The sequence below is a fragment of the Bradyrhizobium sp. genome (genome assembly GCF_004799445.1).
GTDB lineage: Bacteria > Pseudomonadota > Alphaproteobacteria > Rhizobiales > Xanthobacteraceae > Bradyrhizobium.
The window spans coordinates 1-13,831 of record NZ_SSNA01000102.1 but is presented as its reverse complement, the minus strand read 5'-3'; the positions used below and the strand labels follow the sequence as shown (position 1 = coordinate 13,831).

Genomic DNA, 13,831 nt, shown 5'->3' with positions numbered 1-13,831 from the left:
TGCGTCCGCGCCCCTGTTGGATATTTGCCGTCGATCACAGCGCCAGATGCGCGTCGCGAATGTCCGGACGCGCGTCGAGTTCGCTCATGGTGCCGGAAAAACAAATGCGCCCGCGCTCGATGATATAGGTGCGGTCCGATATCAGCCTGGCGAAATGCAGGTTCTGCTCGGACACCAGCATGCTGACGCCTTCCTTCTTCATGGTCAGGATCGCATCAACCATCTGCTCCACGATCTTCGGCGACAGCCCTTCCGACGGCTCGTCCAGCAGCACCAGCGACGGGTTTCCCATCAAGGTCCGCGCGATCGTCAGCATCTGCTGCTCTCCGCCGCTCATGCGACCGCCGAGGCGGCCGCGCATTTCGGCAAGATTCGGAAACAGCGCGAACAGTTTCTCCCGCGTCCAGTGCGGCGCGTTCGGCCGCTCCGGCTGGCGGCCGACTTCGAGATTCTCCTCGACCGTGAGGTCGGTGAAGATGCGCCGCTCCTCCGGCACGTAGCCGAGCCCGCCGCGCACGATCGCATGGGTCGGCTGATCCGAGACATCGTTGCCCTCGAACAGGATCCGGCCGGTGCGCTGCGCGACCAGGCCGACGATGGAGCGGAACGTCGTGGACTTGCCGGCGCCATTGCGCCCCAGCAGCGCCACCACCTCGCCCTCGCCGACATCGAGCGCGATGTCGAACAGGATGTGGGCGGGGCCGTAATGGCTGTTGAGATCGTGGACCGAGAGCTTCACGTCGGTGCTCCCTCCCGATGACGCGCATCGTAGACCAGGCCCTCGCCGAGATAGATGGCGCGGACCTGCGGGTTGCGCCGGACTTCCTCCGGCGAACCCTCGGCGATCAATGAGCCGCGATTGAGCACCAGAATGCGATCCGCATGTTCGAACACCACGTCCATGTCGTGCTCGGTGAAGAGAACGCCGATGCCTTGCTCGCGGGCGATTTGGGCGGTGAGCCGCATCAGTTCGATCCGCTCGCGCGGCGCCATGCCGGCGGTCGGTTCGTCCATCAGCAGCAGTTTCGGCTGATTGGCGAGCGCGATGGCGAGTTCGAGCCGCTTGAGGTCGCCATAGGCGAGTTCGCCGCAGGGACGTTCCGCATAACCACCCATGCCGACCAGCTCCAGCAGGCGGCCGGCCTCCGCCCGCGCGTATCGCGGCGTCGAGGTCCAGAGATTGAACAATCTTCGCCCGTACGAGACCAGCGCGACCTGCACGTTCTCGCGCACCGTCATGGTCGGAAATGTCGCTGTGATCTGGAAGGTGCGGCCGACGCCGAGACGCCAGATCTCGCGCGGCTTCTTGCCGGTGGTGTCCTCGCCAAGCAGATTGATGCGGCCGGAACCGGGCGTGGTCTGGCCGTTGAGCATGTCGAAGCAGGTGCTTTTGCCGGCGCCGTTGGGGCCGATCAGCGCCAGGATTTCGCCGGCGTTCAGCGCAAACGACACGCCGCGCACGGCGTGAACCCCGCCATAGGATTTGCTCAGGCCCTCGACCGACAACAATGGTTGCGCAACGCTCATTCGGCAGTCTCGATTCCGGAAGTGAGCAACGCGGACTTTGGCGGTGTTGGCGGGCGGCGTTGCCGGATCGTTTCCAGCATCCCGACGATGCCCTTGGGAAAGGCCACCACGATCAGGACAATGATGCCGCCGAGCACAAGCTTGGACAGATCGGTCTGGCTCACCAGCCAGATGCTGAGCGCCTTGTAGACGATGGCGCCCAGAATCGCGCCGGAAACCGTCTCGACGCCGCCCAGCAGCACCATGACCAGGGCATCGACCGAAAGCGAGATGCCGAGGCTGTCGGGAAAGATGCTGCCCTTCAGATACGCGAACAGCGCGCCGGCGACGCCGGCGACCGTGCCCGCGATCACAAAGGCGGTCCACTGGATGCGCTTGCCGTCGATACCGATCGCTTCGCCGCGCAGCGGCGAGTCGCGCGTCGCCCGCAGCGCGAAACCGAACGGCGAGAACACGATGATGCGAAGCACTGCGACCGCAAGCGCGGCCACGGCGATCGAAAGCCAGTAAAAATGCGCCGGGCTCGCCGCCCAGCTTTCCGGCCAGACGCCGAGAATGCCGTTGTCGCCGCCGGTCACCGCGACCCACTGGAACGCGATCGACCAGACGATCTGCGCGAATGCCAGCGTCAGCATCGCAAAATACACGCCGGACAATTGCACCGCGAAAAATCCGAACACCGCCGCACCCGCCAGCCCGAGCAGCGGGCCGAGCAAGAGCGACAGGATCATCGGCAAACCGGCGAGCTTGGCGAGAAACGCCACGCCGTAGGCGCCGAGCCCGAAATAGGCGGCATGGCCGAACGAGGCGAGCCCGCCGACCGACATCAGGAAATGAAGGCTCGCGGCGAAGATCACGAAGATTGCGATCTCTGAGCCGACCGTGAGCGCGTAGTTGCCGCCGATCAGCGGCAGCGCCGCGGCCAGCGCCAGCGCGGCAACCGCCGCAAGGCGTTCGTTCGAAGTCAACGGCCGCCAGGGGTTGATGGTCAATCCCGGCGTGCGGCGCGCCGCGGCTTCCTGCCTTCCGAACAAGCCCCATGGCCGCACGATCAGCACGGCGGCCATCACCAGGAACACCAGGATGATGGAAATCTTCGGAAAGATCAGGATTCCGAACGCGTTCAATTCCGAAACCAGCACCGCCGCGACGAAGGCGCCGATGATGCTGCCGAGCCCGCCGATCACCACGACGACGAAAACATCGACGATGATCCGCAGGTCCATGGCGTGATGCACCGCATCGCGCGGGATCTGCAGCGCGCCGCCAAGTGCGGCGAGAAACACCCCGACCGCGAACACGCTGGTAAACAGCCATTTCTGATTGACCCCAAGCGCGGCCACCATGTCGCGATCCTGCGTCGCGGCGCGGACCAGCACGCCCCACCGCGTTCGCTGGAACAACAGCCACAATAGCCCGAGCACCAGCGGGCCGAGCCCGATCAGGAAGAGGTCGTAGGAGGGAATATTCTGGCCGAAGAAATCCACCGCGCCCTTGAATCCCGGGGCGCGGCGGCCCAGCAGATCGCTCGGGCCCCAGATCAGCACCACCAGATCCTCGACCATCAAGGTCAGGCCAAACGTCGCCAGCAACTGAAACAATTCAGGCGCATGATAGATTCGGCGCAGCAACACCATCTCAACCAGCACGCCGACCAAAGCGACGATCGCCGCGGCGGCGACGATGCCGCCCCAGAATCCGATAGCGCCGGAAAATCGCTCGGTCAGCGTGAACGCCACATAGGCGCCGAGCATGTAAAACGCGCCATGGGCGAAATTGACGATCCGCGTCACGCCGAAAATGATCGACAGCCCCGACGCCACCAGAAACAGCGACGCCGCGCTGGCGAGCCCGGTCAGGAACTGGACGAAGTAGAAGGCCATTCAGGGTCCGCGTTGGCGCATATTCCAGGTTCGGGCTTCATCCTTCGAGACGCATCGCTTCGCGATGCTCCTCAGGATGAGGTCTTTGACCCTCATGGTGAGGAGCGCGGCAACGCCGCGCGTCTCGAACCATGAGGCCAAGGGTCCAATTAGGCGGCGGTCGCCCGCAACCGATAGCCCTCACTCTTTCGGACGCATTTTTGCGACTTCGGCATCGCTTGGAAGATAATCCGAACCCTTGCGATAGACCGAATCCACCATCACGCCCTTGCCGTCCTTCAGGGCGGTCCTGCCGACGAACGCGCCCAGCGTCGACTGATGATCGATCTTGCGGAAAACAATCTCGCCGAACGGCGACGGCACCGACAATCCCTCGGCGGCCGCGATCAGCTTCTCCGGATCGGTCGAGTTGGCCTTGGCAAGGATCGCGGCGGCCGACTTGATGGTCTCGTAGCCGACGATCGAACCGAGCCTCGGATAGTCGTTGTATTTGGCCTGATACGCCTTCAGGAAGGCATCGTGCTCGGGGGTCTTGATGCTGTACCAGGGATAGCCGGTGACGATCCATCCCTCCGGCGTCTCATCCTTCAAGGGATCGAGATATTCCGGCTCGCCGGTCAGGAAGCTGACGACCGAACGATCCTTGAACAGGCCGCGGGTGTTGCCTTCGCGCACAAGCTTCACAAGATCGGCGCCGAAGGTGACGTTGAGGATGGCTTCCGGATTTGCGGACGCGACCGCCTGCACCACCGGACCCGCGTCGATCTTGCCCTGCGGCGGCCATTGCTCCTCGACCCACTGGATATCGGGACGTTTCTCCGACATCAGCTTCTTGAACACGGCGACCGCCGACTGGCCATATTCGTAGTTCGGCGCAATCGTCGCCCAGCGCTTGGCCGGCAGCTTCGCCGCCGCTTCCACCAGCATCGCCGCCTGCATGTAGTTGGAAGGACGCAGGCGGAAGGTGTAGCGATTGCCCTTGGCCCAGGTGATGGCGTCGGTCAGCGGTTCGGCGGCCAGGAAGAACACCTTCTTCTGGTTGGCGAAGTCGCTGACGGCCAGACCGATGTTGGACAGGAAAGTCCCTGTCAGCATCGCGACGTTTTCACTCGACACCAATTCGTTGGCGGCGGTCTGCGCATCGGCCGGCTTGCCGCCGTCGTCCTTGGAAACGACCACGAGCTTCTTGCCGTTGACGCCGCCGGCGGCATTGATCTCTTCGACCGCAAGCTGCCAGCCCTTGCGATAGGGTTCGGTAAATGCCGGCAACAGCGAATAGCTGTTGATTTCGCCGATCTTGATTTCGCTCTGCGCCTGAGCTGCCTGCGCCAGACCACTGAACACAATGGCCAGGGTCGCAGCCAAGAGACGTTTGCTTCGTTGCATCTCAAATCTCCAATGTTGAAAAACCAGCTATCGCAGACCGTCTTCACCCTTTATCTCGGAAAGCTTCAAACCGCCAACCCGCGGCAGCGGCCTGCCGCTGTCGGTGACGGCGACCGCGACCATGATTTCGTTGGCGCGCGGGGCGTCGTTGATCTGCACTTCCATGCCGTCGAAATGGCTTCGCACGAACGCCGCGTCCTTGTGGCCGAGCGGAATATCCAGCGTCGTGCCCGGCCCGCTGCGCTTCTTCGACGACGGAATCAGCGCCGCGCCCTTGCCCAGCACCTTACGCACCGGCGCACCCATCTTCGGATGCAGGATCGCGGCGGCGTGTTCGAGCTCGCCGTTTTCGCCGACCGCCGCCGCCTTGCCGTAGCTCTGCGCCTTTGAGCCCTCGATTCCCAGCGCCGCCACCGCCCGTTTTGCCAGCAGCTCGCCCAGTTCCTCGCCGATCGCGACCAGGGGGCTAAGGTCTTCCACATATTGGCCGGCGAACGGGTTTTCAATCACGGCGATCGCCGCCGCCCGCCGGGTCGGCGGCGTGACGTTCTGCCCCATCTCCATCAGTGTCTCTTCGACGACGGTGACGATCTTGCGAATGACCGCGCTCATGGCTTGCTGCCTTGTTCTTGAAGGGGTGTGTTTGTCAAACCTGCCTCACGCATGGACCGCACTTTCGACATGTCGCGGAGAAGGCGCCTGGCGCAGCTTGGCACCGAAGCTTTTCAACGCCATGACGCGCGTCTCGCCGTGCAGATGCAACGCCGCGCCGTCGATCAGGCCCGCGGCGAACAGTGCCTCCGCCTTGTCCAGGCCCGCTTCGAGGGCGCAAGCGATCTCGAATTCCTTGAGGGGTCCGACGCCCCGCGTCACCAGCCGTGCGCCGAGATCGCTGTCCGGCTGCAGCTCTTGCGCCGGACAACGGGCAATGGCCCGATGCCCCGGCAAATCCACCGCATTGGCGATGATGGTGGCGGCGGCGTCCGCCTGCGCCGCGGTTCGCGCCAGAACGGTCACCGCATCGGCGATGCCGAGCGAAAAACTGCGCCCGTGACGTCCGCTGGTCGCAATGCCTCGCGAGGGATCGCCGGCATCGACGATCGTCGTTCGCATCAGCCCCAATGAGTCAGGCCGATCGGTCAGGCCGACCGTGAATTGTTCCCCATCCGCAAGATGCAGCGCGATGTCGCCGCCATTGTTGACATAGGCGCGCTCGAGCGACGCCTCGCGCAGCATGGCACCGAGAATCTCCTCCGCCACGCTGCCGGCCACCGCCGCCATCGGGGTGATGAAATGATCGGTGGCAAATGGCGCCACCGCCGCATGCATGCGGCGCGCGACCGGACCCTCCAGCAGGCACTTTGCCGGATCGGCGGCTTGGCGCAGCAAAGCCAACTCGTCGCAGAGTTCGTCCAATAAACCGGTGAAGCGGCGAACCGCGGCCTGATAGGCCGCGCGCAGGTCGGACTCGCCGCCGCGCGCCTCCACGATCAGGTCGATCGGGCCATCCTGCAGATGCAGCCGCCTGCCGTCTGCCAGCCATCCGATCTGCGGCAATCTTTTCATGCGCGCGACCCCGGTAGCGGCTGCGGAGTATTCGCCTTTAGCGACGCCAGCGGACGGACATGGTCCATATGGCCGCCGAGCGCGGCATAGTCCGATAGCCGCAGCGTAAATTCGATCGGCGCGACCAGCGCGGGCGTCGGCACGTAGCCGAATGCGCCCGCCGGCAACCGCGTGACATCGACCATGAACGTAATGCCGCCGCCGGGCCAGACATAGACCGGCGCGCCGCCGCTGGTGACCCGCGTCAAGGCGTCCTTCACCGAACGCGTCAGGCGCACTGGATTGTCGGTGACGCCCGCCCGCAGCGATCCGCCCGCCCCGCCCATGAACAGCACGGTGCACAACGCGGGCTCGCAATTTTCCTGGATCCGCTCGACCGATAGCTTGAGATCGGCCGGCATGGTTTTCTCGACCGGCCTGAGCGCCTCGTCGAGCACGTAATAGGCCGCGTGTTCGCCGGTGGTGGAGACCATCAGCATGGTCATGCCGGGACGGGCCACCTTCGGGTCGAATGGGCCCAGCACCGCCAGTGGATCGGAGATTTTCGTGCCGCCCCAGCCGGTGCCGGGCTCGGCGACCTGGAAATAGCGGCCCGGCGTCGAGCGCCGTCCCTTCATCTTGATCCCGGTATCGGGAATATCCAGCAGCTTGCCGGCCTGGTGTTCGCTGAGGACACCGGTGATGTGATCGTCGACCACGACGACTTCATCGACCTTGCCGTGCCATTGCTTGGCAAACATGCCGATCGTGGCCGAGCCGCAACCGACCCGCATCCGCTCCTCGGCGACGCCGTTGACGATGGGGGGATAGCCGGCCTGCACCACCACGCTGGCGCCACCGTCGATCACGAGTTCGACCGGCTTGCAGTTGCTCAGATCCATCAGCGCGTCGCAGGTGACGCGGCCTTCCTTCTTCGACCCGCCGGTCAAATGATGAACGCCGCCCAGCGACAGCATCTGCGAACCGTACTCGCTGGTGGTGACATGGCCGACGGCCTCGCCCTGCACCCGCACCGTCGCGGTCTCGGGGCCGAGAAAGCGATCGGTGTCGATCTTCACCTTGACGCCGCAATAGCTGAAGATGCCCTCGGTCACCACGGTGACCATGTCGACGCCGTCAATCTGCGAGGACACGATGAAGGGCGCCGGCTTGTAATCGGGATAGGTCGTGCCGGCGCCAATGGCGGTGACGACAACATCCGTCTCGTGGACGATCTTGCCGTCCCAATCGCCGACCGCCTGGAACGGCACCAGCCGTCCGCCGTGAGACACCGTCCGCTCCAAAAGAATGTGGGGATCGACGCGCACCAGTTGGCCGTCGTGATTGGCGTAGCGGTCGCAGGCGCCGGCCGCGCCCGGCTTGATGTAGCACATCACCGGGCAGGCATCGCAGCGGATCTTGTCGGCGGCAGCAGCAGTCGCATCAGTCAGCATGAACAAGCTCTCGAAGCCGGCGTCAAACTGTCGAACATCGCAAACATGCGTGGCGGCGCAGTCGGCGGGCGTCGCAAGGATTTCGCATCATTCGCCGCCGGGGGCATTTTGTTCGTACACGAACGATGTTGCGCGCGCGGTGAAAACCTGTCAAGCGCCGTGCAAAGCAAAACCTTGCTTTGCCGAATAATACCTCAGTTGCCCGGCATCTTTGTTCATAAAGCGGGCAGCAGGTTTGCGCCGCGGCATGGCGGGCTTGCACGTTTGTATACAAACGGTATCCTCGAATGCGTTTAGGCAATGTTTGTTTTAAGCGATGGTTGCGAGCCGCAATCATCTCGCCGGAACCCATGAGCATGACGCAGCCCTCGATCCGCCTGACGGTCAACGGCCGGATCCACGACGTCAATGCCGCCGGCGATACCGCGCTGCTCTACGTGTTGCGCAACGATCTCGAATTGAACGGACCGAAATACGGCTGCGGGCTCGGCGAGTGCGGCGCCTGCACGGTGCTGATCGACGGGCTCGCCGCCCGCTCCTGCGTGATCCCGGTCAGCGGTTGCGTCGGCCGCGAAATCCTCACGCTCGAGGGCCTCGGCTCGCGCCATGATCCCGATCCGGTGCAGGATGCCTTCATCGCCGAACAGGCCGCTCAATGCGGCTACTGCCTCAATGGCATGATCATGACGACGAAGGCTTTGCTGATGCGCAACCCAAAGCCCTCGGAGGCTGAAGCCCTTGAGGCGTTGCGCTACAATCTCTGCCGCTGCGGCGCGCATATCGAGATCGTGCGCGCCGTGATGCGGGCGGCGGGCCATGCCGCCGAGGCCGACTGATGGCTGTGCCGGGCGTTGCAGAAAATCGTGAACTTCGAGCTGGCTCGCTGTCAGTCGTGCGCCCCGCCGTCTCCGGCGGCGCATTCGAAACCTTCCTCCAGATAACGGCCGATGGTTCGGTCATGGCGTTCAACGGCCATGTCGACCTCGGCACCGGTATCCAGACGGCGCTCGGACAGATCGTCGCCGAAGAACTCGACGTGTCCTTGGCCCGCGTCGTCGTGGTGCTGGGCGATACCTCGCGCGTTCCCAATCAGGGCCCGACCATTGCCAGCGAGACCATCCAGATATCGGCGGTGCCGCTTCGCAAGGCCTCCGCCCAGGCGCGGCATTTCCTGCTGGCGCGCGCGGCGGAACGGCTTGAACTGCCCGTCGAAGATCTCAGCGTGGAAGACGGCCTGATCCGCGGACATAACCGCAGCGTCGGCTACGGCGAACTGATTGGCGCGGAGATCATCCGCCTTGAACTGGCCGACGAGGTTCAGGTCAAGGCCACCGAGGCCTACAGCATCGTCGGGCAATCGGTGCCGCGCACCGACCTTCCGGCCAAGGCAACCGGCGAGCTTGTCTTTGTCCACGACGTGCGCGTGCCCGGCATGCTGCATGGCCGGGTGGTGCGCCCGCCCTATGCCGGCGTCGACGCCGGCGCCTTTGTCGGCACCAGCCTGATTGCGGTCGACGAAACCTCGGTGCGCGACATTCCGGGGTTGGTGGCCGTCGTCCGGATCGGTGACTTCGTCGGCGTCATCGCCGAGCGCGAGGAGAACGCCGTCAAGGCGGCGGCGCAACTCAAGCTGAGCTGGAAGCCGGTGCCGACGCTGCCCGATCTGAAAGACGTCGAGACCGCGCTGCGCGCCAATCCTTCGACGCCGCGGACCCTGATCGAGAAGGGCGACGTCGACGCCGCGCTGGCCGGCGCGGCCAAGCCGATGCCGCGCACCTATATCTGGCCGTACCAGATGCACGCCTCGATCGGCCCGTCCTGCGCGGTTGCGGATTATCGTGACGGTCAGGTCAGGGTGTGGTCGGGCACGCAAAATCCGCACATCCTGCGCGCCGATCTCGCGCTGCTGTTGCGGCGCGCGGAAGCCGACATCGACGTGATCCGGCTGGAGGCGGCCGGTTGCTATGGCCGCAACTGCGCCGACGACGTCTCCGCCGACGCGGTGCTGCTGTCGCGCGCGGTCTGCCGTCCGGTTCGCGTGCAACTGACGCGAGAGCAGGAGCACGCCTGGGAGCCCAAGGGCACCGCGCAACTGATGGACGTCAAGGGTGGACTGAACGCCGATGGCAGCGTCGCCGCTTACGATTTTGCCACCCGCTACCCTTCCAACAGCGCCCCCACCCTGGCGCTGTTGCTGACCGGCGCGATCGCGCCGATCCCGGTTGTCTCCGAGATGGGCGACCGCACCGCGATCCCGCCCTACGACTATGACAACCTGCGCGTGGTGGCGCATGACATGCCGCCGATCGTGCGGGCAGCGTGGCTTCGCGGCGTGTCGGCGCTGCCGAACACTTTCGCCCACGAATCCTACATCGACGAACTCGCGACCGAGGCCGGCGTCGATCCGATCGAATATCGCCTGCGTTATCTCCGGGATGCCCGCGCGATCGATCTCGTCAATGCCGTCGCCGAGCGCGCCGGCTGGAAGCCGCGCCCCGTTCGCCAGGAGCCGGTCGCCGACGGTGACATCGTGCGCGGGCGTGGCTTTGCCTACGCGCTGTACGTCCACAGCAAGTTTCCGGGCTACAGCGCGGCGTGGTCGGCCTGGATCGCCGACGTTGCCGTCAACAAAGCCACCGGCGATGTCAGCGTGACGCGCGTGGTAGCGGGGCAGGATTCCGGATTGATGATCAACCCGGACGGCGTTCGCCATCAGATCCAGGGCAACGTCATCCAGTCGACCAGCCGGGCGCTGATGGAGGAGGTCTCGTTCAGCCGCAATTCGGTGGCGAGCCGCGAATGGGGCGCCTACCCGATCATCACCTTTCCGGACATTCCAAAGATCGACGTCCTGATGCTGCCGCGGCAGGATCAACCGCCGCTCGGCGTCGGCGAATCCGCATCCGTCCCGAGTGCCGCCGCGATCGCCAACGCGATCTTCGATGCGACCGGCGTGCGCTTCCGAGAATTGCCGTTCACGCCGGAGCGTATCCTTGCGGGATTGCGCGGCGAGCAGCCGTCTGCCCCACATGCGTTACCCGCAGCGGCCCAAAATCCCTCGGCCTCGCCGGGCCGCTGGCAAAATCCCTTTGCGGTGCGCCGCGGCGCGGTTGCAACGGTCGCCGCCCTCGTCGCCGCCGGCATCGGCATCGCTGCGGCCATTCTGCCGTGGCGATCGATCGCGCCGATCGCGCGGCCGGATGCCTCGGTATTTTCTGCGGCCACCATCGAGCGCGGGCGGCAACTGGCGGCGCTCGGCGATTGTGCGGTCTGCCACACGGTGACCGACGGCGTCCTCAACGCCGGAGGCCGGGCGATCGAGACGCCGTTCGGCACGATCTACTCAACCAACATCACGCCCGATATCGAGACCGGGATCGGCAACTGGTCCTATCCCGCCTTCGAGCGGGCGATGCGCGAGGGCATCCATCGCGACGGCCGCCAGCTCTATCCGGCGTTTCCCTATACGCATTTCGCCAAGACCACCGACGCCGATCTGCAGGCGCTCTATGCCTATCTGATGGCGCAGGCGCCGGTGCGGGTTGATAACCGCGAAGCCGCCCTCGCCTTTCCGTTCAACTGGCGCCCCCTGATGGCGGGATGGAACGCGCTGTTCCACCGCGCCGACGCATTCACGCCCGATCCTGCCAAATCAGCCGTCTGGAATCGCGGCGCCTATCTGGTGGAAGGCCTCGGCCATTGCGGCGCCTGCCATTCGCCGCGCAACGCGCTCGGGGCGGAAAAGGCCGGCGCCTATCTGGCCGGTGGCTTCGCGGAGGGCTGGGAAGCTCCGCCGTTGACGTCGCTGTCGCACGCCCCCATCCCCTGGAACGAGGATGAACTGTTCGCCTATTTACGGTCCGGTGAATCCAGATTCCACGGCGTCGCGGCCGGCCCGATGGCGCCGGTGGTGAAGGAGCTCGCCGACCTTCCCGACGAAGATATTCGCGCCATGGCGGTCTATCTCGGCTCCTTCAACGAAGCCGCGATCGGCAAACCGGACCAGGACGCGCTGGCTGCGAGGCTTGAAAGCCTGACCGGCACAAGGACCGCTTCCGCCTCCTTGGCTGGCCTGCGTCTCTATGAAGGCGCCTGCGCCGTTTGCCACCAGGTCGGCGGGCCGCCCTTGTTCGGCAGCCGGCCATCGCTGGCGCTGAACAGCAATTTGCACGCGACCGTGCCTGACAATCTGATCCAGGTGATCCTGCACGGCATCGCCTCACCGGTGTCGAGCGATCTGGGCTATATGCCGGGCTTCAAGGACAGCATGAGCGACGACCAGCTCGCCGAGCTGGTCTCCTACCTCCGTGGGCAATTCGCGCCCGGAAAGCCCGCCTGGACCGGCATCCGGACCGCGATCAGCCGTATCCGGCAAGGGATTTCGCGCTGACCTGCCATGCCGGACGCCGAAAGCCACTGGTTGGGGGGCCCCGGGCGGGATAGAATTGCAATATGGCAGTCACAGATATCGCAAGCAGGACCTATAATCACGGCTGGCGGCTCGATCCGATCGTGCGCAGCCTGCTCGACACCGATTTTTACAAGCTCTTGATGCTGCAGATGATCCGGGAATTCTACCCGGAGCAGCGCGTCACCTTTTCGGTCATCAACCGCAGCAAACAGGTGCGTCTCGCCGAAGCGATCGACGAAAGCGAGCTTCGCGCCCAGCTCGATCACGCCCGCACCATCCGCTTCAGCAAGAAGGAGTTGATCTGGCTCGCCGGCAATACGTTCTACGGCAAGACCCAGATGTTCTCGCCGGACTTCATCAACTGGCTTGCGACGTTCCGCCTTCCTGAATACGAGCTCAAGAAGGTCGATGGCCAGTATGAATTGAATTTCTACGGGCCGTGGATGCACACCACGATGTGGGAGATTCCGGCGCTCGCCATCGTCAACGAATTGCGCTCGCGCCATGTCACCAAAGGACAGGGCCGATTCGCCCTCGATGTTCTCTATGCCCGCGCCAAGGCCAAGCTATGGGCCAAGGTCGAGCGGCTGCGAAAACTGGAGGGCTTGCGTCTATCCGATTTCGGCACCCGCCGCCGCCATGGCCATTTGTGGCAGCGCTGGTGCGTCGAGGCCGTCAAGGAAGGCCTCGGCGCATCCTTCACCGGCACCTCGAACGTGTTGCTGGCGATGGACAACGATCTGGAAGCGATCGGTACTAACGCCCATGAATTGCCGATGGTGGCCGCGGCACTCGCCAATGACGATACCGAACTGCGCTGGGCGCCCTACCGCATCCTCGACCAGTGGCGCCATACCTATGCGGGCAACCTGTTGATCGCCCTGCCCGACGCGTTCGGCACCAGGTCATTCCTGCGCGACGCCCCGGAATGGGTCGCGGACTGGACCGGCTTTCGGCCCGACAGCGCGCCGCCGATCGCGGCGGGCGAGGAGATCATCAAATGGTGGAAGCAGAAGGGCCGCGATCCCCGGGAGAAGCTCCTGGTGTTTTCCGACGGCATGGATGTCGGATCGATCGAGGAGACCTACCATCACTTTGCCGGCCGGGTCCGCATCAGCTTCGGCTGGGGCACCAACCTCACCAATGATTTCGTCGGCTGCGCGCCGGATGGCTCCGCCGATCTCGACCCGATCTCGCTGGTCTGCAAGGTCACCTCGGTCGATGGCCGCCCCGCGGTGAAGCTGTCGGACAATCCGGAAAAATCCACCGGCAGCCAGCCCGAGCTTGACCGCTACCTTCGCGTTTTCGGCGATGCCGGCCGCGTCCGCACCGCGGTGCATGTCTGAAGCGACGACCCCGGACGGAACCCGCGAAGTTGAGTCGGTCTGTCACGCTGCCTCGGTTTGGGCGGTTGCATCACGTCTGAACCGAGGCCTGCGACCGGCAAAACGGGACAACCGGCATTTCCGAGATTACGTCCTAACCGGACTTACCGCGAACATGCCAAAATCGACGCGAATGACCCCGAGCAGACCTCTCATGGTACGGTGCTGACAAGGCAAGATATTTTGACTAACCTTCAATGCGGGCCATCAAGACGGGGTAGGACAGGGCCCACGAGAGGA

At 64.6% G+C, this 13,831-nt stretch carries 10 protein-coding genes; 3 read left to right on the top strand and 7 right to left on the bottom strand.

Annotated elements, in window-relative coordinates; translation table 11 throughout:
- Positions 1 to 34: 34 nt before the first annotated feature.
- From E8A46_RS14050 to E8A46_RS14020, 7 genes are all read right to left on the bottom strand, one after another.
- Positions 35 to 739: an ABC transporter ATP-binding protein gene (locus tag E8A46_RS14050; RefSeq protein WP_291561595.1), complete on the bottom strand. Its 705-nt coding sequence runs from the start codon at positions 737 to 739 to the stop codon at positions 35 to 37.
- On the bottom strand, positions 736 to 1,527 hold the full coding sequence (locus E8A46_RS14045) for an ABC transporter ATP-binding protein (protein WP_291561593.1): 792 nt from the start codon (positions 1,525 to 1,527) through the stop codon (positions 736 to 738). Before E8A46_RS14045 ends, E8A46_RS14050 begins: the two co-directional genes overlap by 4 nt.
- Positions 1,524 to 3,410 carry an ABC transporter permease gene (locus E8A46_RS14040; RefSeq protein ID WP_291561591.1) on the bottom strand — a complete coding sequence of 629 codons (1,887 nt, stop codon included), beginning with the start codon at positions 3,408 to 3,410 and terminating at the stop codon, positions 1,524 to 1,526. The genes E8A46_RS14045 and E8A46_RS14040 overlap by 4 nt, the downstream gene beginning before the upstream one ends.
- Before the next feature lie 180 nt (positions 3,411 to 3,590).
- Positions 3,591 to 4,796: an ABC transporter substrate-binding protein gene (locus tag E8A46_RS14035; protein ID WP_291561589.1), complete on the bottom strand. Its 1,206-nt coding sequence runs from the start codon at positions 4,794 to 4,796 to the stop codon at positions 3,591 to 3,593.
- 27 nt (positions 4,797 to 4,823) lie between these two features.
- Complete coding sequence (locus E8A46_RS14030) at positions 4,824 to 5,408, bottom strand: amino acid synthesis family protein (RefSeq protein ID WP_291561588.1); 585 nt, start codon at positions 5,406 to 5,408, stop codon at positions 4,824 to 4,826.
- Between the two features lie 45 nt (positions 5,409 to 5,453).
- Positions 5,454 to 6,362, bottom strand: a complete 909-nt coding sequence (locus E8A46_RS14025; RefSeq protein WP_291561586.1) for a UPF0280 family protein — start codon at positions 6,360 to 6,362, stop codon at positions 5,454 to 5,456.
- Entirely contained in the window at positions 6,359 to 7,795 is a 1,437-nt protein-coding gene (locus tag E8A46_RS14020) for a 6-hydroxynicotinate reductase (protein ID WP_291561584.1), read from the bottom strand. Before E8A46_RS14020 ends, E8A46_RS14025 begins: the two co-directional genes overlap by 4 nt.
- Positions 7,796 to 8,151: 356 nt before the next feature.
- On the opposite strand from E8A46_RS14020, the gene E8A46_RS14015 reads away from it, so the two are divergent.
- The 3 genes from E8A46_RS14015 (at position 8,152) to pncB (ending at position 13,552) form a co-directional block, all read left to right on the top strand.
- Positions 8,152 to 8,631 (top strand): (2Fe-2S)-binding protein, encoded by a 480-nt coding sequence (locus E8A46_RS14015; RefSeq protein ID WP_291561616.1) that lies wholly within the window; start codon positions 8,152 to 8,154, stop codon positions 8,629 to 8,631.
- Positions 8,631 to 12,185 carry a molybdopterin cofactor-binding domain-containing protein gene (locus tag E8A46_RS14010; protein WP_291561581.1) on the top strand — a complete coding sequence of 1,185 codons (3,555 nt, stop codon included), beginning with the start codon at positions 8,631 to 8,633 and terminating at the stop codon, positions 12,183 to 12,185. Before E8A46_RS14015 ends, E8A46_RS14010 begins: the two co-directional genes overlap by 1 nt.
- A 62-nt stretch (positions 12,186 to 12,247) precedes the next feature.
- Positions 12,248 to 13,552, top strand: a complete 1,305-nt coding sequence (gene pncB, locus E8A46_RS14005; RefSeq protein ID WP_291561579.1) for a nicotinate phosphoribosyltransferase — start codon at positions 12,248 to 12,250, stop codon at positions 13,550 to 13,552.
- Positions 13,553 to 13,831: the final 279 nt, after the last annotated feature.